Annotated in this window: 21 protein-coding genes; 8 read left to right on the top strand and 13 right to left on the bottom strand. The window is 68.9% G+C overall.

Translation table 11 applies throughout. The annotated features are described in order from the left end of the window. Positions 1-34: 34 nt before the first annotated feature. From VFC51_04945 to VFC51_04935, 3 genes are read left to right on the top strand one after another with little or no spacing between them, the layout of a single operon-like run. A complete protein-coding gene (locus tag VFC51_04945; protein ID HZT06355.1) occupies positions 35-1,744 on the top strand; it encodes an ABC transporter substrate-binding protein in 1,710 nt (569 codons plus the stop codon). 40 nt (positions 1,745-1,784) lie between these two features. Next, positions 1,785-2,804, top strand: a complete 1,020-nt coding sequence (locus VFC51_04940) for a thiamine pyrophosphate-dependent dehydrogenase E1 component subunit alpha (protein ID HZT06354.1) — start codon at positions 1,785-1,787, stop codon at positions 2,802-2,804. After that, positions 2,792-3,751: a transketolase C-terminal domain-containing protein gene (locus VFC51_04935; protein HZT06353.1), complete on the top strand. Its 960-nt coding sequence runs from the start codon at positions 2,792-2,794 to the stop codon at positions 3,749-3,751. The genes VFC51_04940 and VFC51_04935 overlap by 13 nt, the downstream gene beginning before the upstream one ends. A gap of 179 nt (positions 3,752-3,930) precedes the next feature. On the opposite strand, the gene VFC51_04930 is transcribed toward VFC51_04935, so the two are convergent. From VFC51_04930 to hypF, 8 genes are all read right to left on the bottom strand, one after another. After that, entirely contained in the window at positions 3,931-4,158 is a 228-nt protein-coding gene (locus VFC51_04930; protein HZT06352.1) for a type II toxin-antitoxin system HicB family antitoxin, read from the bottom strand. Positions 4,159-4,173: 15 nt separating this feature from the next. Then, entirely contained in the window at positions 4,174-4,368 is a 195-nt protein-coding gene (locus VFC51_04925) for a type II toxin-antitoxin system HicA family toxin (protein HZT06351.1), read from the bottom strand. 64 nt (positions 4,369-4,432) lie between these two features. Next, positions 4,433-7,801: a helicase-related protein gene (locus VFC51_04920; protein ID HZT06350.1), complete on the bottom strand. Its 3,369-nt coding sequence runs from the start codon at positions 7,799-7,801 to the stop codon at positions 4,433-4,435. Positions 7,802-8,185: 384 nt separating this feature from the next. Continuing rightward, positions 8,186-9,253, bottom strand: coding sequence for a hydrogenase expression/formation protein HypE (gene hypE / locus VFC51_04915; protein ID HZT06349.1), 1,068 nt, complete (start codon positions 9,251-9,253; stop codon positions 8,186-8,188). Between the two features lie 105 nt (positions 9,254-9,358). Then, positions 9,359-10,483: a hydrogenase formation protein HypD gene (hypD, locus tag VFC51_04910; protein ID HZT06348.1), complete on the bottom strand. Its 1,125-nt coding sequence runs from the start codon at positions 10,481-10,483 to the stop codon at positions 9,359-9,361. Continuing rightward, positions 10,480-10,737 carry a HypC/HybG/HupF family hydrogenase formation chaperone gene (locus tag VFC51_04905; GenBank protein ID HZT06347.1) on the bottom strand — a complete coding sequence of 86 codons (258 nt, stop codon included), beginning with the start codon at positions 10,735-10,737 and terminating at the stop codon, positions 10,480-10,482. Before VFC51_04905 ends, hypD begins: the two co-directional genes overlap by 4 nt. Positions 10,738-10,750: 13 nt before the next feature. Continuing rightward, complete coding sequence (locus tag VFC51_04900; protein ID HZT06346.1) at positions 10,751-11,533, bottom strand: SIS domain-containing protein; 783 nt, start codon at positions 11,531-11,533, stop codon at positions 10,751-10,753. Next, complete coding sequence (gene hypF / locus VFC51_04895) at positions 11,526-13,835, bottom strand: carbamoyltransferase HypF (protein HZT06345.1); 2,310 nt, start codon at positions 13,833-13,835, stop codon at positions 11,526-11,528. Before hypF ends, VFC51_04900 begins: the two co-directional genes overlap by 8 nt. A 188-nt stretch (positions 13,836-14,023) precedes the next feature. On the opposite strand from hypF, the gene VFC51_04890 reads away from it, so the two are divergent. Beyond that, complete coding sequence (locus tag VFC51_04890; GenBank protein HZT06344.1) at positions 14,024-14,404, top strand: cupredoxin domain-containing protein; 381 nt, start codon at positions 14,024-14,026, stop codon at positions 14,402-14,404. A 4-nt stretch (positions 14,405-14,408) separates the two neighbouring features. Here the strand turns inward: VFC51_04890 and VFC51_04885 are convergent, their stop codons facing one another. Further along, positions 14,409-15,017 (bottom strand): DUF5666 domain-containing protein, encoded by a 609-nt coding sequence (locus VFC51_04885; protein ID HZT06343.1) that lies wholly within the window; start codon positions 15,015-15,017, stop codon positions 14,409-14,411. 80 nt (positions 15,018-15,097) lie between these two features. Then, positions 15,098-16,162: a hypothetical protein gene (locus tag VFC51_04880; GenBank protein HZT06342.1), complete on the bottom strand. Its 1,065-nt coding sequence runs from the start codon at positions 16,160-16,162 to the stop codon at positions 15,098-15,100. Between the two features lie 202 nt (positions 16,163-16,364). On the opposite strand from VFC51_04880, the gene VFC51_04875 reads away from it, so the two are divergent. Continuing rightward, positions 16,365-16,736 carry a hypothetical protein gene (locus VFC51_04875; protein HZT06341.1) on the top strand — a complete coding sequence of 124 codons (372 nt, stop codon included), beginning with the start codon at positions 16,365-16,367 and terminating at the stop codon, positions 16,734-16,736. A 122-nt stretch (positions 16,737-16,858) separates the two neighbouring features. Here VFC51_04875 and VFC51_04870 read toward each other — a convergent pair whose 3' ends face one another. After that, positions 16,859-18,583: a peptide ABC transporter substrate-binding protein gene (locus tag VFC51_04870; protein ID HZT06340.1), complete on the bottom strand. Its 1,725-nt coding sequence runs from the start codon at positions 18,581-18,583 to the stop codon at positions 16,859-16,861. A gap of 332 nt (positions 18,584-18,915) precedes the next feature. On the opposite strand from VFC51_04870, the gene VFC51_04865 reads away from it, so the two are divergent. Continuing rightward, complete coding sequence (locus tag VFC51_04865) at positions 18,916-20,085, top strand: Rieske 2Fe-2S domain-containing protein (GenBank protein HZT06339.1); 1,170 nt, start codon at positions 18,916-18,918, stop codon at positions 20,083-20,085. A 232-nt stretch (positions 20,086-20,317) separates the two neighbouring features. On the opposite strand, the gene VFC51_04860 is transcribed toward VFC51_04865, so the two are convergent. After that, entirely contained in the window at positions 20,318-21,505 is a 1,188-nt protein-coding gene (locus VFC51_04860; GenBank protein HZT06338.1) for an acetyl-CoA C-acetyltransferase, read from the bottom strand. A 519-nt stretch (positions 21,506-22,024) separates the two neighbouring features. Between VFC51_04860 and VFC51_04855 the strand changes: the two genes are divergently transcribed. Both VFC51_04855 and VFC51_04850 read left to right on the top strand, forming a co-directional pair. Further along, complete coding sequence (locus VFC51_04855) at positions 22,025-22,978, top strand: TAXI family TRAP transporter solute-binding subunit (protein HZT06337.1); 954 nt, start codon at positions 22,025-22,027, stop codon at positions 22,976-22,978. Positions 22,979-23,001: 23 nt separating this feature from the next. Continuing rightward, positions 23,002-23,175, top strand: a complete 174-nt coding sequence (locus tag VFC51_04850; protein ID HZT06336.1) for a hypothetical protein — start codon at positions 23,002-23,004, stop codon at positions 23,173-23,175. Here the strand turns inward: VFC51_04850 and VFC51_04845 are convergent. Next, positions 23,145-24,115, bottom strand: a 971-nt coding sequence (locus tag VFC51_04845; GenBank protein HZT06335.1) for a thiamine pyrophosphate-dependent enzyme, incomplete at its 5' end; no start/stop codon positions are given. The two genes, VFC51_04850 and VFC51_04845, sit on opposite strands and share 31 nt — an antisense overlap.

Raw genomic sequence — 24,115 nt, 5'->3', positions numbered from 1 at the left:
GGGCGCCCTCCACCAAGTCCGGCGAGTCCCGGCGATGGCATGGCTCTGCGTGGCTCTTGCCATGCTCCTCGCCTCGTGCGCGCAGCCTCCCTCGACTCCGTCGTCCGCGCCTGCGCAAGCCGGCGGGGGCGCGACCGCCGATCGGACCCTGGTGGTCGCGGGAGGGCGCACGCCGGAGAGCCTGGCCAGCAAGCCGCTACGAAACACCGGCGGCGCGGGGACCCCGCGCACCGCGATGCGCGCCATGAACGCCGGGCTGGTGCTCCACGACGAGCGGGAGCTGCCCCACCCGTACCTCGCGGAGGCGCTGCCGGAGCTTGACACGGACTCGTGGATCGTGAGCGCGGATGGCACGATGACGACCACGTATCGGCTCCACGACGGCCTCACGTGGCACGATGGCAGCCCCCTCACAGCTGGCGATTTCGTCTTCGCCTGGCGCGTATACGCGACGCCGGAGCTGGGGCTTTCGGCGTCCGTTCCCCTCAAGTACCTGGCGGAGGTGACGGCTCCGGACGACCGCACCGTCGTCTTCTCCTGGCGGCAGCCCTTCGCCGGCGCGGGCGACCTCCAGGCCATCGACCTCCCGCCGCTGCCGGAGCACCTGCTCGCGCAGCCCTTTGCGCAGCGCGATCCGGAGGGATTCGTGGGACTACCCTTCTGGGTCGCCGAGTACGTCGGCGCCGGCCCCTACCGGCTCTCGCGGTTCGAGCCTGGCGCCTTCATGGAGGCCGAGGCGTTCGCCGGTCACGTCTCGGGCGTGGCCAGGATTCGGCGCCTGCGGCTCCTCTTCATGGACGACGCCAACGCCGTCGTGGCCGCGGTTCTCTCGGGGAATGCCCACATCGCCACCGCGGACACCATCGACGCGGAGCAAGCCAAGGTCCTGGAGCAGCAGTGGGCTGACAACCGCGGCGGCGTCGTGCTGCGAAGCCCGGTCGGCGTGCGGATCGCGACGCCGCAGCTCCGACCCGAGTACGCCACGCCCCCCGCGCTCCTCGATCCGCGCGTTCGGAAGGCGCTCGCGCACGCCATCGACCGGCAAGCCCTCGCCGACACCCTGACCCAGGGCAAGGGCACGATGGCCGACACGCTGGTGCTGCCGCAGGTCGAGTACTTTGCCGACGTGCAGCGCGCCATCACCACGTATCCGTACGACGTCGCCCGTTCCGTGCAGATCCTCCACGAGGCGGGGTGGGTCCGCGGGAGCGACGGCGTGCTGGCCGACGCGTCGCAGAATCGATTCGCCGTGGAGGTGGAGGTGGCGGCCGGCGCGCGGAACGACATCGAGGTCGAGATCATGGCGGACAGCCTCCGCCAGGCGGGCGTCGACCCATCGGTTCGGGTGATCCCGCGAGCGCAGATCACCGACCGCCAGATGCGCTCGATGCTGCCCGGCATCCTGAACGTCAGCCACCAACGCGCGTTCGTGCCCCCGGTCGACCGGCTCCGCAGCTCGGAGATCCCGACCGCTGAGAGCCGGTGGCAGGGCAACAACCAGGGCGGCTGGTCCAATCCCGACTTCGACCGCCTCGTCACCGCATACGAGACCACGCTGGACCGCGCCGGGCGGAACGCGCAGGTGGTGGCGATGATGAAGCTGGTGAGTGAGGAGGAGCCGGTCATTCCCCTCTACTACAATCTGTCGTTCTTCGCCCACGTCTCCAGCCTTCAAGGCCCGATGGTCAGCGTGTCCGACGACGTGGCCAACTGGAACCTGCCCGACTGGAGCTGGCGCGACTAGCGCCACGTACACAGACCGAGACAGCGCATCGGAGGAAGCGATGGCGATCCCACGAGACCGACTCCTCCCGCTGCTGGAGAGCATGCTGCTGATGCGGCGGGCGGACGAGAAGTGCTGCGATCTGGGTCCGAGCCAGGTCTACGGCAACTACCACGTCTACATCGGCCAGGAGGCGACCGGCGCCTGCGTGATCTCGATGCTGGAGCCCGAGGACGTGATCTTCACGACGCACCGGTGCCACGGCCACTGCCTGGCGCGGGGCATCCCGCTGGAGCAGGTCATGGGAGAGCTGCTGGTGAAGGAGACGGGCGCCAGCAAGGGCAAGGGCGGGACGCAGCACATCATGTCCCGAGAGTGGCGCACCGTGGCCACGTCCATCGTCGGCGGGAGCACGATCATGGCGACGGGCGCGGCGCTGGCGGCCAAGGTGCGCGGCGAGGGCTGGATCGCGGTGGCCTTTCTCGGCGACCGGTCCCTGTCGGAGGGCGTCGTGCCCGAGGTGTTCAATCTGGCCGGGCTGTGGGACCTGCCCGTGCTGTACGTCTGCGAGAACAACAACGCCGTCCCGTACGATCCGCCGCGCCGATCGAACCTGAACTTTTCAGAGCTGACGGACCTGCCGCGGACGTACGGCGTGGAGGGCGCCGCGGTGGACGCCACCGATCCCGCCGCCGTGTATCCGGTGGCCGAAGAGCTGATCGGGCGGGTGCGGCGGGACCGGAAGCCAGCGTTCCTGGAGGCGCGCACGCCAGCCTGGCCCGGCCGGTCGGGAGGCGAGAACCCGACCCTCGAGGTGACCGGCGCGACCGATCTCTCCCTCGCGTGGGCGCCGCCGGCCAGCGATCCGCTGGAGGTCTGGCACCGCGCGGACCCTGTCCTCCGCATGGTGGAGCAGGTGCTGGCCGCCGGCGTCGCGACCAAGGAGGAGGTCCTCGAGATGGACCGGAAGATCCAGGGCGACGTCGAGCGGGCGACGAAGGCGGCGCAGGCCGCGGCCTTCCCCGTTCCCCAGAACGCGTTCGCCGACATCCTTGCGGGAGGGGACCTATGGCCCAAATGAGCTTCCTCGAGGCCCGGAACCGCGCCATCGCCGACGCGATGAGCGCGGATCCCACGACGATTCTGATCGGCGGCTTCGGCGGGCCCGGCGCGCCGGAGGGCGGCTTCGGAAAGGCGTTCGGCGAGGCGCGCGTGCGGTCGGTGCCCATCTCCGAAGAGGGGTTCGCCGGCGCCGCGGTGGGCGCCGCGCTCTTCGGCCTCCGACCGATCGTTACCTTCTCCAACGCCAGCTTCATGTTCGACGCCTGGGAGCCGGTGCTCAACGAAGCCGCGCTGCTGCGCTACATGTCCGGCGGCCAGTTCGCCGCGCCCATCGTGTTCCACATGCTCATCGGGCTTCGGGCGGGCTGGGCGGCGCAGCATTCGCAGACGTCGCAGGCGATGCTCTGCAACGCGCCGGGCCTCGTGGTGGTCGCGCCCGGCACGCCGGCCGCCGCCTACGAGCTGATGCGCACGGCCATCGCCAGCGACGATCCGGTCGTGTACGTCGACACGCCGCTGCTCCACCGAGAGATCGGCGAGGTGGACGGCGCCTCCACGCCGAGGCCGGTCCGGGCGCGGGTGCTGCGCGCGGGGAACGACGTGACCGTCGTGGCCGTCTCGGGCATGGTGCCCCGGGCGCTCGCGGTCGCCGAGCGGCTGGCGCGCGACGGCATCGGGGTCGAGGTGATCGATCCGCAGGTCCTCTCGCCGCTCGACCGCGGCGGGATTCTGGAGAGCGTAGCGCGAACGGGGCGGCTGGTCGCCGTCGACGAGGGACAGCTGAGCTGCGGGGTCGCGTCCGAGATCGTGTCATCCGTCTCGGAGCACGGGTTCGACCTGCTGAAGTCCGCGCCGCGCCGCGTGGCCATCCCCGACGTGCCCGTGCCGCCGAATCCGACGCAGATCGAGCAGGTGACGCCGAACGAGTCGCGCATCGAGGCCGCGGTTCGCGCCGCGCTGGACTGAGCCGGCCGATCGCCGCAACTCGCTCGCGACACGCATGCGCGGGGCGTACAGCGCGTCAGCCAAACGCTGAGCGGCCGGAGCTGCGGTGCGCAACGACGATCACCAGCAGAAGGTCGAGTACTGGGCCGGCATCTCCGTCCGGGCTCCGCCGGGTAGCCGAACGAGTCGACCGACCATCGCTACGCGGGAACCTCTATCGTAATTGCCTGCGCATGCTCCAGCTCCTCGGGGATCTGCTCGCCGGCGGCGCGCAGGCTCTCTAGATAGCCAGCGATCGCCTCCGAGGCACGGTCGATGCACTCGGCTACCGATCGTCCCTGGGTGACACAGCCCGGCAACGCGGGGACAACGACCGTGTAGCCTCCCTCCTCCTCGTCGGGCTCCAGGATGATCGTGTACTTACGCATCTCGCACTGCTCCGGTCAAAGGAGTCGCCGGAATTCTTGTACCGAGAGCCCGGCCTGCTCCAGAATGGATGCCAATGTCTTCGGCTTGATCGTCTCCCCCTGGTGCACCGGGACGGTCACCAGCCCGTGCCGCTCAGGGTGTCGGAGGTAGACATGCGCTCCCCGCTGATGGTCCCGGTACCACCCCGCCCGGCCTAACGCCCGAACCACCGCTGCTCCTGTGGGCCGCGGCGCGCGACCAGTCACGAATTCTCGCGCACCATGCCGATGAGCGTCACGCTTCCTCCGCCAGGGCCCGCAGGGTTTCGCCCCGAATCTGGTATTCAACCACGCGTTCGAGGGGCTGGACTCGTTTCCCAACCGGGTCCTGAACGACGAGCAGCTTGGGGTTCGAAAGAGCTTGGTCAACCATGTAGATGAAGAACTCCCCCCGCATGCGATTCGCCGTCTGCCACTCCGTGTAGTAGAGGATCACGTCTCCGGTTGATGCGTGCCCCTTGACTTCGATGTATCGCACCTCTCCATCCGCACCTTCGCTACGGATGTCGTAGCCGACTCCGGTCTTGGATACATCCTTCGGATTGCGGCCGGCCCGGGTCTCGTAGTCCATGACCACCCGCATCGCGGCACGCTCTACTGCGGTGCTGTCGCCGCCCATTCCGGCTTCAACCGCGTGAGGAACCGGCCCGGGAACCACGGCGGCGACTCCCACCGGGTGGGCTGTCTCGATGGCTGTGACCTTGCGCCGTTCGAGCGCCGCTCTCCGCAAGCGAAGCTCAGAGGTGAGGGCGTCGATCCGTTCGTTGGTCGTGCGGATGGCGATCGCCATCTCCTTGCCCTTCGCCTGGTCCTCATGCTGGCGCTCGAGCTGCGCCTGCAGGTCCGCAAGGCTATCCTGCGCTGATTGCTGAAGCGCGCGCTCGACGATGTCGACTTGCCGCTGCTGCTCGGCCGTCACTTCGGCGAGGTACTCCGCGGCGTAGGCGGCGCTGGCAGCGGCGATCGCAGCATCCGCATTCGCACTGGCGCGGAGCGCCTGGGGGATGGAGGGCGCGACGTCGGCCGGAGGCAGGTCCAAGAGGACACCGGGCGAAACCGGTACGAACTCACCTCCTCGCTGACGCAAGGCGACCAGACGACGGTGCACGCGCTGACCCTCGCCATTGACGACGGCGGCTTCCAACAACCAGAGCAGATATGGCTCTCGGGCGTCCCGATCAACAAAGACCGTTCCCCGCGCCAGCGCGGAACGCCCCTCCGTCAAGATCCGTTCGGTCACCGCGTCGAACAAGGGGTGATCGGGCGCGACGAATTCGGCCGGAGGGTCCTTCCGCAGCCGCTCCTTCCGCAAGGTGATAAGGCGCTGTTCCGACCCGAACTCGCCCGTGTTGTAGGCCGCCACTGTGCGGCGAATGTCGGCCGGAACAGAATCGAGGCGCCAGTCACGGTCGCTCCCGGCCGTCAGTCGCCCCCCGACGTGCTTGAAGGCGTCCACGAAGAATCGCTCGACATATTCCGGGGTCAGTCGACGCTCCTTGGATTCGCGCAGCTCGCCATTGATGAAGGCGAGATCGATGTTGGCCGTCGCCAGCGCCTCGCCAAGCGCCTCGCGCGCAGCGGCGAAGGAGGACTCGCTTTCGACGAAGTCGAGATCCGCCAGGATGGCTTCGAGCGAGCGGCGGTTCAGGATCGCGTCCCGGATGAGCGTATCGAGGCGGACCTGCCCGCTATCCAGCACGCCCGAGATGACGTCGTATATCTGATCGTGGCCCAGCGCCTCACGCATCCGCTGAAGCTTGTTCATGAGACGAATCAGGACCGCGCCCTCTCGGGTGGACTCCGCGACAAGGTTCACGACCTCAACCTCGTACTCCTGCCCGTAGCGGTGAATGCGACCCATGCGCTGCTCGAGGCGATTCGGGTTCCAGGGCAGGTCCCAGTTGACCATGACCCGACAGAACTGCAGGTTGATGCCCTCACCCGCTGCGTCCGTTGCAACCATGAACTGTGTCGGTCCACGAAACTCCTTCTCTGCCGCGATGCGGTCCTGGAGCTTCATCCCGCCATGAATGGTACAGACGCCGTACCCCCACTCCCGGAGCTTCTGCGTGAGGTACGTGAGCGTGTCCCGGTGCTCGGTGAAGACGAGAATCTTCTCGTTTTGGCCTGCTACCAGCTCGTTCTGAAGAACCCGCTGAAACTCCCGCAGTTTCATTTCGGGTCCCCTGTTCATCGCCGCGTGGGCCCGTTCGATAAGGTCGTCGAGCTCACGGATCTCGGCTGCCAACTCCTCCGGCGTGCGGGCGTTGGACGCAGCCGAGAGGGCATCCTCCTGCTCCTCCGTCAGCTCGGCTTCGTCGTCGTCCTCTTCGACGACCTGATATGGCGCCGGCGACTCCCGCAACGTGCGACCGCCGCTCGATCGCGCCCGGTCCAGCTCGTCCGACAGTCGATTGCGACGACGCTCAAGGCTGCGAGCGATCGCGAACAGCGAAGACGCGAGGCGCCGCTGAAGGATGGTGAGGGCGAGGCCGACGTTCCGGTTTCTGGTGGACTCTGCGCGGGCGAGGCCAGTGGCCACATAGCTCGTGACCGCCTCGTAGAGCTGCTGCTCATGAGCTTCAAGGGGATAGGCGACTGTGTCAACGTGCCGGGGGAGGAAGATCGGACGCCCGTCGAAGTGCCGCATGGACTCCTTCATGCGGCGCAAGAAGTAGGGGGAGCGGTCGCCGTCCAATGCCCGCCGCAGGCCGGCTCGGGAGGCAAAAACCTTGTCGTCCAGCAGGGACATGAGGAGGCGAAAATTCTCGTCGTCGCCTTTGTGCGGCGTGGCGGTCATCAAGAGCAGGTGTTTGGTGCGCGACGCCAGCTTCTCGGCCAGCTGATAACGCTGGGTCTTCTCGATCTTCCCAGCTGACCCGTACCGGTATGCCGAGAGCTTATGCGCTTCGTCAAAGATGACGAGGTCCCAGGTGGCTTGCTCGAGACCGGGGAGGATGTGGTCCTGAAGGGCCAGGTCCATCGACGCGGCGACCCGATCGTTCTCCAGCCAGGCATTGGCTCCAAAGGCCCCGCTGATGGCCTCGCCAGTGAGGAGCACAAATCGCTCCCGGAAGCGTTCCCACATCTCGCGCCGCCACTGGTCCGTCAGGGCCTTTGGACAGAGGACCAGGACGCGCCGAACTTCTTGCCGCTGGATCAGCTCGCGCATTAGCAGCCCGGCCATGACGGTCTTGCCGGCGCCGGGGTCGTCGGCCAGGAGAAAGCGAATTCGCGGTAGCGGGAGCAGATGCTTGTAGACCGCGTCTAGCTGGTGGGGGAGCGGGTCGACCTGGGACACGGAGACGGCGAACTGGGGGTCGAAGGAATGGGCGAGGTGAATCCGCATCGCTTCGGTCGCCAGCCGGAACAGTCTCGGACTCGAGTCGAACGTGAAGGTGCCGCCGAGCTCCTCTCGCACCAGTGACTCGAATTGCTCGGCGGTCAGCGTCCGGTCGTAGTACTGGTTGTCGGTGACCCCCACCGCCTCGATACGGATGGAGGACCCGCTCGTCGACGCGCGGAGAACCCTCACGGGGCCGGTCCAGAATGGCCCGGTCAGTACGGTGTCAGGTTGCGGCAATGGGATGCTGCCGATGGTCAACGATCAGATCTCCGTCCGGAGGGACCGGCGAGCTCCGGCGCTCTGAGCTCAATTCTGTAACTTGACGGTTCGCGTCTGCGGAGGCTCACGGCGAGCAGGACGGCCCGCGTTTTGGGGCCGAGGGCATGCCCGGACTGTTGGAGAGCCTCGGCGGCTTGATCTGGTTCTTGGTGGGTTGCCGGACGCGCAATTCCATGCAACACGATCGAACGCCCACCAGATCATAATCTCGTAGGCGTACACGTTCAGTCCCCCAGGATCGCCAAGACCCTATCGTGCCTGCCCACCCAGTGCTCCGCCACCTGTCGGCGAAAGTGTACGCGGACGAATTGGGCCGCGGGGTCAAAAGGCGACCGCTGCCGCCAGGGCGATGATCGCGAGCAATTAGCAGATCCGCGGAAGCTGATCGCCGGCGGGCATGTCGACGACGCGGGTGCCGCCGACGCACGTCCGCAGGTACACGACGCCGGGCAGGTCCGCGCGCACCTCCCCGATGATGGCCGCGCGCGCGCCGAGGGGGTGGGCGCGCATCGCCGCGAGGACCGCGTCGGCGGCACTCGGCGGCACAACGGCGATCAGCTTGCCCTCGTTCGCCACGTAGAGGGGGTCCAGGCCGAGGATCTCGCAGAGCCCCTCGACCTCGGGCTGGAGCGGCAGCGCCTCCTCATCCAGCTCGATGGAGACCCGCGAGGCTTGCGCGATCTCATTCAGCGTGCTGGCTAATCCGCCGCGCGTCGGGTCTCGCAGGACGTGCACCTCGCGCGACGCTGTCAGCATCGCCTGCACGAGGCCGTGGAGGGCGGCGGTGTCGCTCGCGAGATCGACGTCGAAGCTCAGTCCCTCGCGGCATGCCATGATGGCCATGCCGTGCTGGGCGATGGATCCGGAGACGAGCACCCGGTCGCCCGGGCGCGCGCCCCCCACCGAGACCTCGACGCCCGGCGCCACGAGCCCCACCCCGGTCGTGTTCACGTAGATCCCGTCGCCGTGGCCGCGCTCGACGACCTTCGTGTCGCCCGTGACGATCTGGGCGCCCGCCGCGGAGGCCGCCCGCTGCATGGACGCGACGACACGCTCGAGGTGGGCGACAGGGAAGCCCTCCTCGATGATGAAGGCCGCCGATAAGTAGAGGGGCATAGCCCCGCCCATCGCCAGGTCGTTGATGGTGCCGTTCACGGCGAGGTCGCCGATGTCGCCGCCGGGGAAGAAGATGGGCGAGACGACGAACGAGTCGGTCGTGAGGGCGAGGCGGCCGGCCTCCACGGGGAAGATCGCCTGATCCTCCATCGCTTCGAGGATCGGATTGCGGAACGCGGGCAGCATGACCCGACGAATCAGGTCGTTGGTGAGCTTCCCGCCGCTCCCGTGGCCGAGCGTCACAATGCCCGGCTCGACGATCGGCGCCGGACACGCGAGCTGCGGGACGTCCCAGTCTTCTCGTGGGCTCTTCACGAATCTGACCTTCGAAGACGTGTCCCGCTCCCATCGCAATGGGAGCGGGTGGGTGGGGGCCCTTCCCTTGGTGCCGCCCCAACCAACGCACCTGAGGGCGGGGCGTCATCCCACGGGGGCGGGCCGTCGCGCTCCAATCTGGAGCCTCCCGTAAGTGAAGTAGGCGGCGCACGCCCCCTCGGGCGAGACCATACAGGCCCCAATCGGCGTCTGGGGAGTGCACACCGTGCCGATGATCCGACAGTCCCACGGCTTCTTCGCGCCCCGCACGATGTCCTCGCACTCGCACGCCTTCGGGTCGGCCACCTCGCTCGCCACCTCGAGGTCGGGATAGAGCGCCTCGGCATCCCAGGCGGCGTAACGCTCGCGGACGCGTAGGCCGCTCGCCGGCACGGTCCCCATGCCCCGCCACCGCGCGTGGCACGGCTCGAAGACGCGGCCGATCGCGCGCAACGCCGTCGGGTTCCCCGCTCGCTTCACGACGCGCGTGTACTGAATCTCGACCTCCGAGCGGTCCTCCCGAAGCTGCCGGAGGAGCATCCAGATCGATTGCAGCACGTCGAGCGGCTCGAATCCGGACACGACGAAGGGCTTGCCGTACCGCTGCGCGACGAAGTCGTACGGGCGTGTGCCGATCACGGTGCTCACGTGGCCCGGCCCGATGAAGCCGTCGATGTGGACGTCTCGGGAGTCGAGGATCGCCTTCAGCATCGGCGGCAGCAGCACGTGGTTAGAGAGGATCGCGAAGTTCCGCAGGCCGCTCTCCTCGGCCTTCAGGACCGCCATCGCCGCGGAGGGCGCCGTCGTCTCGAACCCGACGGCGAAGAAGATCACGCGCCGCTCCGGATTGGCCGCGGCGAGCTGGAGCGCGTCCAGGGGCGAGTAGACCATCCGCACGTCGGCGCCGCGGCCCTTCTCCCGCATCAGGCTGGAGTCCGATCCCGGGACGCGCAGCATGTCGCCGTACGTGGCGAGGACCACGCCGGGCTGGCGCGCCAGGAGGATCGCCCGGTCGACCTTGTCGCGCGGCGTCACGCACACGGGGCACCCGGGCCCGTGCAGCAGGTCGATGGAGGGCGGCAGCAGGTCGGGCAGGCCGAACTTGAAGATGGCGTGGGTATGGCCGCCGCACACCTCCATGAGCTTGACGGGCTCCGTCGCCAGCTTCGCGATCTCCTCCGCGAGCCGCTTCGCCACGTCGCGGCGGCGGTACTCGGCCACGTGTTTCACGGGCGATCCTCCGCCGGAGCCTCCGAGGGATCGGTCTCGGCGCGCGCGATCTCGTCGAGGAGCGCGAGGGTGGCGAGGGCTTCGTCCTCGTCGATCTTCTGCAGCGCGAACCCGACGTGGAGGAGCACGTAGTCGCCAGCCCGGACGTCCTCGACCAGGTCGATGGAGATCCGCTTGCTGGTCCCCCCGACCTCCACGGTCGCCCAGCTCGCGTCGTGCACCGCGGTGACGCGCGCGGGAACCGAGAGGCACATGTGGACCGCCTCCTTAGCCCTTGAAGAGGAACGGGTACAGCTCGGCGAGGTCTGGGTCGACGGCCTCGCCATGCTGGGCGTGCGCGCCGTCGCTGCGCCGACCCGGACTCGGCGAGGCCTCTGCCGACTCAACCGGGGCCGGAACCGGCCCGCTCGATCCCCCCGGAGTACCCGCTTCGACCGCGCGCGCGCCGCGCCACGTTCCCGAAAGAGATGGGTCGAAGTGCAGCAGGGTGTGCACCATGTCCCAGAGGATGTGGTACAGGGTCAGGTGGCACTCCTGGATGCGCAGCACGTTGTGGGATGGGACCGCAAAGGCGAAGTTGGCGATCTCGGCGCACCGCCCGCCCCCCTTTCCCGTCAGCGCCACGGTGAGGAGCCCGCGCTCCCGCCCCGCCTCGAACGCCCGCACGACGTTCGGCGAGTCGCCGCTCGTGGAGAGCCCGATCAGCACGTCGCGTGGGTCCGCCAGGACCGCCACCTGCCGCGAGAAGATCTCCGCGAAGTCGAAGTCGTTGGCGAGGGACGTGACGAGGGCCGAGTCCGCGGCGAGGCTGATGGCTGGAAAGGGTGGCCGCTCCTTGACGACCGGGTTCGCGAACTCGACGGCGATGTGCTGGGCGTCGGTGGCGCTGCCCCCGTTGCCGAAGGCCAGGACCTTCCCGCCGCTGGCGAGCCGCTCGGTCATGGCGCGGGCGCACCGGGCCACGTCGGGGGCGCAGTCGGTGAAGAACTTCTGCTTGACGAACGCGCTCTCGCTCGCCCACTCGCGCACGAGGTCGGACAGATCATCCACGGGTGGCTCCCCCTCCTTCGTTGCGCGCGTAGGCCACGACCGCCTGTCCAAAGGATAACCCGCCGTCGTTGGTCGGGAGCCGTCGCGGGAAGTATGGCTCCAGGCCCGCCGCGCGGAGGCCCGCGACGATCTCGCCCAGCAGGATGTGGTTCTGGAAGACGCCGCCGCCCAGGGCGACTTGCTTCAGCCCCGTCTCGCGGCCAATACGCCTGCAGACCTCGACGGTTATGGCGGCGACCGTTCGATGGAAGCGCATGGCGATCGTCGCCGTCGGCACGCCCGCGGCGCGCTCACGGTTGACAGCCCAGATCGTCGGGCTCGGGTCGATGATCCAGCAGTCGCCGTCGTCTTCGATTTCGAAGGGATAGCGCCCTTCCGCCGATGGGTCCGCCCGGGCCTGCAGCTCCATCGCGGCCTGGCCCTCGTACTGCGCCACGCCGCGGATGCCCAGAATCGCGGCGACGGCGTCGAAGAGCCTGCCACAGCTCGACGTGCGCGGCGCGTTCAGTCCGCGCTCGACCTGCGCGGCCACCGCCGCCACCTCGCGTTCGGGGAGCGCCGCGACGAAGGGTGCGAAGGCGTCGAGGGTCGACGGGAACCAGGCGTGGAGATAGCCGAGCGCCATGCGATACGGCCGACGGACCGCGGCCTCGCCGCCAGGCATCGGCGCCTCGCGGAAGTGCGCCCGACGGGTGAAGTCCCGCCAGTCGGCGACCAGCACCTCACCGCCCCACAGCGCGCCGTCCGCCCCGTACCCCAGCCCGTCGTAGGCGACGCCGATGGACGGGTCCGCGATTCCGTGCTCGGCCAGGCAGCTCACCACGTGGGCGTGGTGGTGCTGGACGGCGACGCGCTCCTCACAGTCCCGCTCGAGGGCCAGCTTCGTCGAGAGGTATCCGGGGTGCAGGTCGTGGGCCACGACGGCCGGACGGATCGCGAAGAGCTCCTCGTAGAGGCGCAGCAGCGCGGTGTAGTGTCGAAGCGTCTCGACGCTCTCCAGATCGCCCACGTGCTGGCTGACGAAGGCGTGGCGGTCCTTCACGAGGCAGAACGTGCTCTTGAGGTGCGCGCCGAATGCGAGGATCGGTCGGCGCGCCTGGAAGGACAGCGCCAGCGGGGCCGGCGCGTCACCGCGGGCCCGCCGTGTCACCATCTCCGCTCCCGCGACGACCCGAACAACGGAGTCGTCGTAGCGGCTCGCGATCGGTCGGTCGTGGAGGAGGAACGCATCGGCGATCTCCCCCAGGCGGGCCCGCGCCTCGTCGTTCTCCGCCGCGATGGGCTCCTCGGAGAGGTTTCCGCTGGTCATCACCAGCGGCCCGCCGAACTCGCGCAGGAGCAACTCGTGGAGGGGCGTCGACGGCAGCATCGCCCCGACCTCGATCAGCCCCGGCGCGACGGAGCGGGCGAGGTGGCGGCCCCCCGGCAGCAACACCACCGGTCGGCGCGGGCTCGCGAGCGACTCGGCGGCAGCGTCATCGACGGCGCAGGCCTGGCGCGCCGACTCAAGGGTCGGGAACATCACCGCGAAGGGTTTGGCGCCGCGCCGCTTGCGCTCGCGCAGGCGACTCACCGCGGCTTCGTTCCGCGCGTCGCACGCCAGGTGGAAGCCCCCCAGCCCCTTCACGGCGACGATCTTGCCCCCTCGAAGAAGCGTCCCCGCCTCCGCGATCGGGTCGCCGGGGGCGCACGCGCCCGCCACCTCCAGCCGGAGCTGGGGACCGCACGTCGGACACGCGTTGGGCTGGGCATGGAACCGCCGGCTCGTCGGGTCGTGGTACTCCTCGGCGCACCGCGCGCACATGGCAAAGGCGCGCATCGTGGTCGCGGGCCGGTCATAGGGGAGCGCCTCGATGATGGTGAAGCGCGGCCCGCAGCTCGTGCAGTTGATGAAGGGATAGCGGTAGCGTCGGTCGGCCGGATCGAACAGCTCGCGCAGGCAGTCCGCACAGGGGGCCGTGTCGGGGGGCACTGGGAGCGCTTCGCCGGCGACCGCCAGGCTCTCGTGGATCTCGAACGCGCATCCGCCGGCGAGGGGGATCGCGACTGCCCGCAGCTCCTCGACGCGTGCGAGGGGTGGCGCGTGCGCCCGGAGGCCTTCGCGGAACGTCGCGATGGCGGCTGGCGACCCCTCCACCTCGATCTCGACCCCGCCCGAGCGATTGCGGACCCAGCCAGCGAGCCCGTGGTCCGTGGCGAGCCGGTACACGAAGGGGCGGAAGCCGACTCCCTGCACGGTGCCGCGCACGTCGATGCGCTGCCGAATCGGCTGTTCGGTCAGCTCCTCGGCCCCCGCTGCCATTGGTCGACCTCGCTGGCCCTCGGGCATCACGCCCTCTCGCGGCTCCGAGCCTCGCCCGGGCCCTCTCGTATCCTACATCGTCCCTCGCGATATCGATTGCCTTATGGCTGGCCCTCAAAAATCCTATTGGTATTTCACCGCTGCCAGTGGCTAGGATTCGCACGCACATGGAGGGAGAGGGGTTGGCCATGGTTCGATGCTTCAACGGTTCCTACGCGGCCCATCGGGCGGTGGGGGTATGTCTTTTTGGCCTTCTCCTCGCGGGGTCGGCGTGCGCCGGTGCCCCCGATCCGGAGGTCTCAGTCGTGATGACGGACTACGGCTTTGAGCCCAGCCGGTTCAACGTCGACCGGGGGAAGAAGACGGTGCTCGTGCTGCAAAACAAGGGCGCCGAAGAGCACAACCTGGTTCTGAAGCAGCAGAACGCCGCGTCGCCAAAGGTGGCGCCCGGGCAGACGGTGAGGTTCGAGGTAACGCTGCCCCCGGGCACCTTCCCGATCATCTGCAACATCCCCGGCCACGAGGAGGCCGGCATGGTGGGGCAGATCGTCTCCGCCCGCGGCCGATAGCGGACTACCGCTCGTCTCCGTAGATCCAGACCGATCGAGCGGCGCCCTGATCGTCGACGAAGCCGATGATGCGCGCACCGGGCGCGAGATCGTCGATGGTTCCGATCGTCTGGATCTCGATGCGCGTCAGCGGGCTGACCGCCACCAGCCCGCTCTCGCCGGCGAAGCTGATCGACATCATTCCCCCGCTCACCGCGTCGAGGATGGCATCGTCGATGACGGCGTTGGTCATCAGGTCCGATGGATTGCAGCCGGGCTCGCAGAAGCGGGTCTCGGTCATCTCGCGCTGACTCTCCGGCGACGGCGCCGACGCAGGGTTGACGTCGATCAAGGACGCCGTCAGCGTCCCACTGGCGTCGCGGCTCGCGGAGATCGATACGTGGACGCCCGGCACCAGGTCCGCGATCTCGCCGGCGGTGATGCGGGTGAACCGCGTCGCCTCCGTAAGAGCGAAAGTCGAGGAATCGGCGAGGTGGACGGTGTTGTCGTCGATGCGCTCCACGGTCCCGAGAATCTGGGCTCCTGGCGGCTGCGCCAGGACTGAAAGCTGCGTCGCGATGCCAATCACGGCGGCGCTGAATACAGCGGCTGACCCTCGGGCGAATCCGCGCATCCTGTCCAACCTCCCACGTGTCGACGAGTCTACGTCTCCCAGGTGCCCCCGGATCTCGACTGGTGGATCCCTCGGTGTGCTCATGCCCCGCACGGCGACTGAGACCGCACGGAGTCGGGCGCGAGCGTGACGTAGTCGTCGCCACAGAGGACGGTCTGGCGTCCGAGCTGCTCGATCGTCGCCATGCCATAGGGCTGGAGGGTCATGGTCACCGGGCCGAGCGCGAGCACGGAGGGCTGGGCAGTCCCGATGACGACACCCTCTGCCGTCTGGCCCGTGACGTGGTAGAAGGCGATCGACGCCCACCCTCCGCTCGTAATCTGGCTGCCCACCATCTCATCGCAGGGCGGTGTCGGATCGTCGAAGCACCAGGTGTAGACCCGCCAGCGGACCTCGCCGTGCCCCGTGGCATCGAGACTCAGCGCGACGCCATGGCGGCTCCACCCGCGCGTGAAGGGCTCCAGCCCCGGGATGTCGGTGGCCGCGTCAGATGGGTACCAGTGCATGCGCCCCACGACCAGCTCGAACGTGCGAACCAGCGCGAGGGCGCGGTCGTTCGCGATCGCGCCGGCATCGTCGGCGTCCGCTTCGCCGCTCGCCTGCACGCTGGCGACGGATCTTCCGAGCCGGGCCAGCCGGGCATAGGTGCCGCGCCGTGCGCCGTCCGGCCATTCGTGGGCGACCAAGCGGCCCTCGCGGAAGTCGTCGAGGCCGTACTGGACCTTCTCCTCCTGCCCGCTGCCCGCGGACGCGCCCTGACTGCCGAATTTGGCCGCCCGCGCCTGGAAGAATCCGTCCGCGTCCGTCGCGCGGACGCTCGCCGCCACCTGTAGAACGATGCTGCGCCCATCGCCCGGCAGGTACAGCGCGTAGGCGGCGCTTACGTCCCAGGTCGCGTCGCTGTCCTCTTTGATCGGCTCGATCGAGTACCCAGGCAGGCTCCCCGCCATCAGATCGGTCATCGTCGCCAGCTCTGGCACGTACGCGCGCGCCTGGGGTTCCTGGGCGAAGGCCGCGCCTCCCGACTGGAGGGGTACGAGCAGCACCAAAACGCAAACGATGCGCCAGGCGCGGCTCCCGTGGGCCCGCGGGCCCGCGGGGGAGATGCTCGTCAGTGTCCATTCGTCCGACGTCCGACGCCGCACAGCGAACCTCCTCACAGCTCGACGATCGACCGGTACCGGCGCTCCCGACAGATGCACCGGCCGGCGGTCCGCGGCCGGTCGCGCGCGAGCCATTTGTCGGCCGGCTGTGAACGACACGCTGTGTGGCCGCGGTTGCGCCATCCACTCTACCATCGAAGGAGCATGGCGAAGATGATTTGGCCGATGACTAGGGGATCCGCTCATGGAGCGCGATAGTGCCCCGGGCGGGGAGCTGCGACGGCGGATTCTGGAGTTGGAGCAGCAGATCGACGAGGTCGAGCGCATCGTGGAGAGCTGGCCGCGGGCGGATGAGCCCGCCTTTGTACAAGCGCTCCGCGCGCGGGCCCGGCGCTTCCGTCGAGAGCTGGCGGAGGCCATCGAGCAGGTGGACGACGCGGCCGGCCCGCCGCCCGAACCCCCGGATCCCCCAGCGCCCCAGGAGCGCGCCGTCGAGCCTGGCCGGATGGTGTTTCGGATCCCGGGCTGGCCCGACGTCGACGTGACGCGCGAGGAATGGGACGCGATCCAGGAGATCCTTCGGACGCGCCGCTCGGGCGCGCAGCCGGAGGCGTGATCGGTCACGCGACGTCGCCTGGGAGAGGTCGTAGATCCGGGGGTCAACTGCTCGACGGGCCGCGTCGGATCGCCGCGGGCCGAGCGGGCTCATCCGAAGGGGGCGTGCCGGACGACGAGGGCTCAGCCGGTCCAGCGCCAATCCTGCACGTTCCACTCGCGGGTCGTGTCCGGTGCGCTCGTCGTGGGGCCGGCGACAGCCGACGTGACCGCGACGGCGTCCAGGTTGTAGAAGAGCGGGATGACCGGCACCACCTCCGCGACGATCTGCATCATCTGGATCATCTGCTGGTTGCGCTCGTCGCGGTCGAGGGTCGTATCGAAGGCGACGGTGAGCTGGTCGAAGGCCGGGTCGGACCACGCGCCACGGTTGAAGCCGGACCAGTGGTTCGCGGCCGTCGGGATCCCGTAGCTGTAGAGCTTCTGGAACACGGTGCGCTCGGGGAGTTGGGTCACGTTGGCGTGGAGCGCGGGGAACGACGCGCGAATCTGCACGTCGCGCGAATAGACCGCCGGCACCACGTTGGGCACCACCTCCATGCCCGTCCGTCGTAGGCCGTCCACCATGATGGCCAGCTCGCGCTCCTCCTGGCCGCCGCCGAAGGCGCGGAACTCCGGATTGAAGTGCGTGCCGCTTGCATCGGCGTACCACCCGTCGCCGCCCTTCGCGAACCCGGCCTGGCCCATGAGCTGCTCGGCGCGGCGAGGATCGTACGGATACCGGGCGATGGCGGCGAGAAGCGCGTCATAGTACGGCATTTGCGGCGACACGAGGGTCTCTGCGATCTGGCCTTCGCCGGAGAGCAAGCCATCCACGAGCGCCTGCTTGTCGAGCGAGAAGGCCAGCGCCTTCCGCACCTGCGGGTCCAGAAGCGCTGGCGTGGCGTTGAACTGCGGGCTGAACTGGACCTGAATGAACCGCGCCTCTCGCGCGCTCACGAGGACCTGGCCTCCGGTCGCGCCCCACGCCTGCTGGAGCACACGCCCCTGCTCGAAGTCGATGGAGTTGTTGGTCGCGACCTGCACGTCGCCGGACAGGAGGGCGGCCAGCGACGTGTTCGGGTCGTCGATCCAGCGCAGGTGCACGCGGCCGATTTTTGCCCGCCCACCGGCATGGTTCTCGAACGCTTCGAGATCCATGAAGGCGCCGGGCTCCCAGCGGACGAGGCGATACGGACCGAGCCCCACGTACTGGCGATTCCAGTAGGGGTGGTTGACGAAGGCGTCGCCCTTGTCGCTCTGGAATTGCGACTCGAGGATGTGGCGCGGGAGGGGCGGAAAATCGTTCATGTCGAGGGCGCCAGCGTCCGGGTAGAGCGAGCGCCAGCGGATCACGACGGTGCGCTCGTCCGGTCCGAGCACGTCCGCGATCTGATCTTCCGGAGTCGCGGAAAAGAGGACGCCAGTCTGGGGGTCTGTGTAGACCTGAAGGGCGAAGATAAAATCCTCGGGGGTCAGGGGGATGCCGTCGTGCCACGTCAGGTTCGGGCGAAGCCGATAGGTCGTCTCCATCGTCCCGTCGGAGTTCACGACCCACGAGTCCGTCCCGAGCTGGGGGAGGGCCTCGGCCAGGTACGGGTGGGGCATCCCGCGGTCGTCTTTGATCGCCTCGTAGGCGCTCACGAGCCGACGCGCCGTTCGTGTGTTGTTCTGCCCAACCTGGAGCTTGGGCGCCATCCCGACCGGCTCGAGCTTCACCGCCAGCTCGAGCGTGCGGCTGCGGGAGCCTTCGTCGGAGGTCGCGGGCGCCGACAGCGAGCCGCCCGGCGATCGTGTGCCGGCGGGCGCGCAGGAGACGATGGCAATGGCGAGCCCCACACAGACGGCAGCGGCATTCGGCCGTATCATTCAAACCTCTCCGTTCTCGGGTGCACCCACTCTATCACGTGTCCCGGTGGCGGAGTAGCGCGTGAGGAATTCATGGCGGGCGAAGGGCACAAATCGAGGGCGGCTCGGAGGAGGTTCCTGCCGGGAAGCAGTCAGAGCCGCCCTCGAAGGGACGCCTGGACCGAAGTGGAGAGCACGACGCGTGCAGGGTCGTCGTACATTCGGTCCGAGGTGTGCCGGGCGAATTCTAGCAGGTCAGAGTCGGCAGAACTACAAGATCTTGTGTCTCCTGGGAACTGTACCCCCTATATCTTGGCCGGCCAATCCGGTATGGGGGGCAAGGAGCGTGCGCGATGATCACCCCTGAGCAAAATACCCGGCTGACCGGCGTCGGACCAGGAACGCCGGGCGGCGAGCTGCTCCGTCGCTACTGGCAGCCGATCGCCGTCGAGACGGAATTGACGAAGACGTCGCCGACGCGCTTCGTTCGCCTCCTGGGCGAAGATCTGGTGCTCTTCCGAGACGGGCAGGGAAGAGTCGGGCTCCTGGCCGACCGTTGCGCGCACCGCGGCGCCTCGCTCCTGTACGGGCGCGTAGAGGACCGCGGGATCGCCTGCGCCTATCACGGGTGGCTGTACGACACAAGCGGCGCCTGCCTGGAGACGCCGGCCGAGCCGTCCGAAAGCTTGTTTCATCTGACGGTGCGCCAGCGGGCGTATCCGGTTCAGCGACACCTCGGCCTGTACTGGGCGTATCTTGGCCCGTCGCCCGCGCCGCTCCTCCCAACGTGCGGCGTGGCAGACACGTGGAGCGTGGTGGGGATCGAGGAGCAGGTGGAGATCCGGGCCAACTGGCTTCAGGTTATGGAGAACAACCTGGACGGCGCGCACTTCCCGATCCTCCACCAGGAGAAGGGCGGCGGCCGATGGCCGGGGGCGCGGCCGAATGGCACGACGCGGGGCTTCATCGACCAGTGCGGCTCGCTCGAGTACTGGGAAGAGCCGTGGGGCATCATGCGGCGGTACGCCTATCTGCACGGTGGGGCGGAGACCGACGCCCTGATCTTTCCCAACATCCGCCGCCACCACAACGACATCTCCATCAAAGTGCCCGTGGACGACGTCAACACGCGGAAGTACGTCATCTACCTAACGCCCGAAGGCGGCTCCGACCGGCCGATCGAGCACTGGATCCGGCAGATCCACGTGGAGTCGCGAAAGACGCCGGACGGGCGCTACCGAATGGACGAGATCGCGTTTCAGGACCTGGCGGTGATGGAGAGCCAGGGACGGGTGAGTGCGCGGCCCGAGTGGCGTATGGCCGCGTCCGATCGGGGCCTCGCCCTCTTCCACGAGCTGTTGCTCCGCGAGATGGCTGCCGTGGAGCGGGGGGTGGACCCGATGGGCGTCGCGCGGCGCCCGGGAGACCCAAGGGCGACGCCCGTCCTCTGGGAGCCGAAGACCCGGTTCCGCGGCAACGGCGTCAAGGTGTACCCCGTGGACGCCGTTGCCGCGCGGGCCTGATGTCGGGAAGGCGAGGGTGGTCCGGAAGGTGATCGGCACTATGCTCGCGCGAGGTCGATGACCCAGCAGACCGCGAGCCACACCAGGAACGTCGCGAGACCACTCATGACGAACACGGCGAAGAGGTGCATCGTCCTACCTCCCACGGGGGCGGATTGGCCGTCTTCTTTGCCGGCATCCCGCCCGTCGTGGAGTCATGGTATGAACGCAGAAACCCGCGAACAATAGGACATTAGTCCCGATTTGCCTCGATCACCGCGGCGATCCCTTGCCCCCCGCCGATGCAGAGCGCCGCGACGCCGTAGCCACCGCCGCGGGCGCGGAGGGCGTGCACCAACGTGACGAGAATCCGCGCGCCGCTCGCCCCGATGGGATGGCCGAGCGCCACCGCGCCGCCGTGGACGTTGACGCGCCCGGGGTCCAGATCGAGCTGGCGCATGACCGCCACCGCCTGGGCGGCAAACGCCTCGTTGATCTCGAAGAGGTCAATGTGATTCAGAGTGATACCGGCCCGGTCCACGGCGCGTCGGACGGCCGCGACGGGGCCCATCCCCATGATCATCGGGTCGATGCCGGTCGTGGCAAAAGAGAGGATGCGGGCCAACGGTCGGCGTCCTTCTGACCGCGCCTGCGACTCCGCGCTGACCACGAGCGCCGCCGCGCCGTCGGCGATCCCCGACGCGTTGCCCGCGGTCACGGTTCCGTCGGGGATGAACGCGGGCCGCAGGCCCGCGAGCGCCTCCGCAGTCGTGTCCGGCCGTGGCGGCTCGTCGCGCTCCACGCGCGCCACGGCGCCCCGCGGCCTGGGGGCGTCGATGGGGATGATCTCCTCGCCGAAGAGCCCGCTCCCTTGGGCGACGGCCGCCCGGCGCTGGCTCTCCGCGGCGAAGGCGTCTTGCTCCGCGCGCGACACGTCAAAGCGCGACGCCACCTCCTCGGCCGTCATGCCCATGTGGCAGCCGGCCACGGCGCACACGAGCCCGTCCGCGAGCATGGCGTCGACCGTCTCCCCGTGTCCCATCCGCATGCCCCAGCGTGCGGCCGGGAGCAAGTACGGCGCACGGCTCATCGACTCGGTCCCGCCGGCGACGATCATCCGCGCGAATCCGCCACGGATCGCCTCCGCCGCGTGGACGACCGCCTGCAGCCCGGAGCCGCACACGCGGTTCACCGTCTCGGCCGGGACGTCGACGGGCACCCCCGCCTGCACCGCCGCCTGGCGGGCGACGTTCATGCCCGCGCCGGCCTGGAGCACGCAGCCGAGGATCACGTCGTCGAGGTTGGCGGGTTCGACCTGCGCGCTGGAGAGCGCCGCCCGGATCGCGGCCGCGCCCAAAGCAGCCGGCGATAGCTCGCGCAGATTGCCGCCGAAGCTCCCGATGGGGGTGCGGCGGGCTGCGAGGATGACGGCCTGCTCCACTGCGCGCGCCTCCATGGTGGGGGATTGCCCCCACCCCAACCCTCCCCCGCTGCGGCAGGGGAGGGAGCTTCCCCTCTCCCCCGCTCGCGGGGGAGAGGGGAGGGTGAGGGGGCCTCGTGACCCCCACCCCAACCCTCCCCCGCTGCGGCAGGGGAGGGCGCTTTCCCTCTCCCCCGCTCGCGGGGGAGAGGGGAGGGTGAGGGGGACCTGTGACCCCCACCCCAACCCTCCCCCGCTGCGGCAGGGGAGCGCGCTTTCCCTCCCCCGCGGGCAGGGGAGGGAGCTTCCCCTCCCCCGCTGCGGCACAGGGGAGCGCGCTTCCCCTCTCCCCGCTGCGGCACAGGGGAGCGCGCTTCCCCTCTCCCCCGCGGGCGGGGGAGAGGGGATGAACGGTTGACAACGCCTCTTCGCCGATGATACATCGGGCCCGACGCTGACTCGTGGGGCGCGAGTGGACGCGGTCAGCCGGGCGCCGCGGCAGTGGCGCAGACCGTGCGAGTGAAATTCAAAGGAGCGCCTGTGCAAGTCGACCGACCCAGCCCGACGAATATCCGCTCGTCTCTCATGCTCGAAACGCTCGCGGAGATGATCCGGCCGCGGTCCTTTGCCGCATCGATCACCCGCATCGAGATGAGCCGCCCGGGCGACGAGGCGCCCGCCCACGTCGCCGTTGGAAGCGACGCCGTCGGTCTCGTGCCCCTCGTTGCCCGAGGCGAGATCGATGTCTCCACCCTCAATCCGAGCGGCATTCTGACGGCCGCGTACCTCGGGACAGGCCCCTTCCCGGAGGCCTACCCGCTGCGCGCGGTCGCCGTCATCCCGTCGCGCGACTGGATGGCGTTTGCCGTCTCGAAGTCGTGCGGCCTGCGGTCGCTGGCGGACATCAAGGCGAAGCGCTTTCCCCTCCGGGTGTCGGTGCGGGCCGATCGGACCAATGTGACGCACCTCTACATTCATGAGGTGCTCAAGGCCTACGGGTTCTCCCTGGACGACGTCGTTTCCTGGGGTGGAAGCGTGTCGTACGATCCCGGCGTGCCCTTTATGCCGGAGCGGGCCGGAAGAGCGAGAGCGGGCGAGGTAGACGCGATCTTCGACGAGGGAGTCACGCGCTTCATCCCGATGCTGGACGAGCTGAACATGGAGCTGTTGCCGGTGGACGAGGACGTGCTGGCGAAGATGGACGCCCTGGGGCTTCATCGTGCGACGCTGCCCCGCGCCCTGTTCCCCAACCTGCCCGTCGACGTTCCGACGCTGGACTTCAGCGGGTGGCCCGTCTACACCAGCGTCCACGCATCGGACGACTTCATCTACGAGTTCTGCCGCGCGCTGGACGTGCGGCGCGCCCACATCATCTGGCAGCAGCCCGGCCCGCTGCCCATCGGCGACATGTGTCGCGACACGCCCTCCGCGCCCCTGCGGATCCCGCTCCATCCCGCAGCGGAACGGTACTGGACGGACGCGGGCTATCTGTAGTCGCGGCGCCTGGAGCCCGCGCCATGATTGGGGTGACCTCCGGCGGCCCTGCCGACTCGGAGCCCATCGTCTACACGATCGAGATGACCGCGGACCGTGCGCGCGAGGTGACGCCGTCGCTGGAAGCCGCGCTGTGGCTTCAGAACCCAGTCCTTCCGCGGGCCCGCTATTCTCCACCGGCCGGGAAGCCCTCCTGATGGTCCACGACGACGTCCACGACCGTCACGTTGTGGCGGTTGTCGAGGGCGCGGCGCATTGCCTGCGCGATCTCGTCCGGGCGCTCGACCCGGATCCCCTCGCAGGTCAGCCCCTTGGCGATGGTGGCGAAGTTGATGCCGGTGGAGAAGTCCATCTCCTCGCGCAGCGGACCGCGCATGCGGTTCTTCTCGTGGAGGTACGTTCCGTTGTTGAAGACGACGACGGGCATTCCGAGGTTGTAGCGCGCCCCCACCTCCAGCTCTGCCAGGATGCCGCACATGAGTCCGCCGTCGCCCTCGAAACAGATCACCTGCTTCTCCGGCGCGGCCAGCTTCGCTCCCAGCGCGATGGGCACGCCCGTGCCGATGGCGCCTGTTCCGCGCGGACTGATGAATGTCGGCCCCGCCTCCACCTTGAGGTGGCTGCTCGCCCACATGAAGGGGCTCGAAGCGTCGGACACGAGGATCGTGTCGGGCGTGATGAACGGCCGGATCTCGTGCACCAAGCGCCCGGGATGGATGGGGACGGTGGACGACGTCTCGATCTCCTGATTGTCCGACTCCCAGTCGTGGAGGAGGCTCTCGATCTCCGCGGTTCGCGGGTTGCGCGGCTCATAGGCCCGCGCGCGGAGGGCGTCCGTTAGCTCGCGGATCGCCAGCTTCGCGTCCGCGACGATGCCGAGGTGCGTCGTGAAGTTCCGCCCGATCTCCATCGGGTCGATGTCTACGTGGATGAGGGTCGACGTGGGCGCCGGAATTGTCCAGTTGCTGGTCGCCATCTGATTGGTCCGGCTGCCGATGAGGAGCACGACGTCCGATTCCTGCACGATCTGCGCGGCGACGCGACCTCGGCCGAGCCTGCCCCCCTGAATGGCCCCGAGCGCGCCGACGCTCAGCGGATCGTGCTCGGATATCGCGCCCTTGCCGGAAATCGTGGTGG

This window comes from Chloroflexota bacterium, from assembly GCA_035652535.1.
GTDB lineage: Bacteria > Chloroflexota > UBA6077 > UBA6077 > SHYK01 > DASRDP01.
Note: the sequence above shows the minus strand (reverse complement) of the source record. Positions and strands in the feature narration are given on the sequence as shown.

Coding starts and splice junctions, on each gene's coding strand:
- VFC51_04905 (HZT06347.1), bottom strand. CDS start 10,737: ATGTGCCTCTCGGTTCCCGCGCGCGTCACCGCGGTGCACGACGCGAGC.
- VFC51_04865 (HZT06339.1), top strand. CDS start 18,916: ATGATCACCCCTGAGCAAAATACCCGGCTGACCGGCGTCGGACCAGGA.
- VFC51_04875 (HZT06341.1), top strand. CDS start 16,365: ATGGAGCGCGATAGTGCCCCGGGCGGGGAGCTGCGACGGCGGATTCTG.
- hypF (HZT06345.1), bottom strand. CDS start 13,835: ATGGCAGCGGGGGCCGAGGAGCTGACCGAACAGCCGATTCGGCAGCGC.
- VFC51_04935 (HZT06353.1), top strand. CDS start 2,792: ATGGCCCAAATGAGCTTCCTCGAGGCCCGGAACCGCGCCATCGCCGAC.
- VFC51_04890 (HZT06344.1), top strand. CDS start 14,024: ATGGTTCGATGCTTCAACGGTTCCTACGCGGCCCATCGGGCGGTGGGG.
- VFC51_04930 (HZT06352.1), bottom strand. CDS start 4,158: ATGCGTAAGTACACGATCATCCTGGAGCCCGACGAGGAGGAGGGAGGC.
- VFC51_04850 (HZT06336.1), top strand. CDS start 23,002: ATGATTGGGGTGACCTCCGGCGGCCCTGCCGACTCGGAGCCCATCGTC.
- VFC51_04940 (HZT06354.1), top strand. CDS start 1,785: ATGGCGATCCCACGAGACCGACTCCTCCCGCTGCTGGAGAGCATGCTG.
- VFC51_04870 (HZT06340.1), bottom strand. CDS start 18,583: ATGATACGGCCGAATGCCGCTGCCGTCTGTGTGGGGCTCGCCATTGCC.
- VFC51_04945 (HZT06355.1), top strand. CDS start 35: ATGGCATGGCTCTGCGTGGCTCTTGCCATGCTCCTCGCCTCGTGCGCG.
- VFC51_04885 (HZT06343.1), bottom strand. CDS start 15,017: ATGCGCGGATTCGCCCGAGGGTCAGCCGCTGTATTCAGCGCCGCCGTG.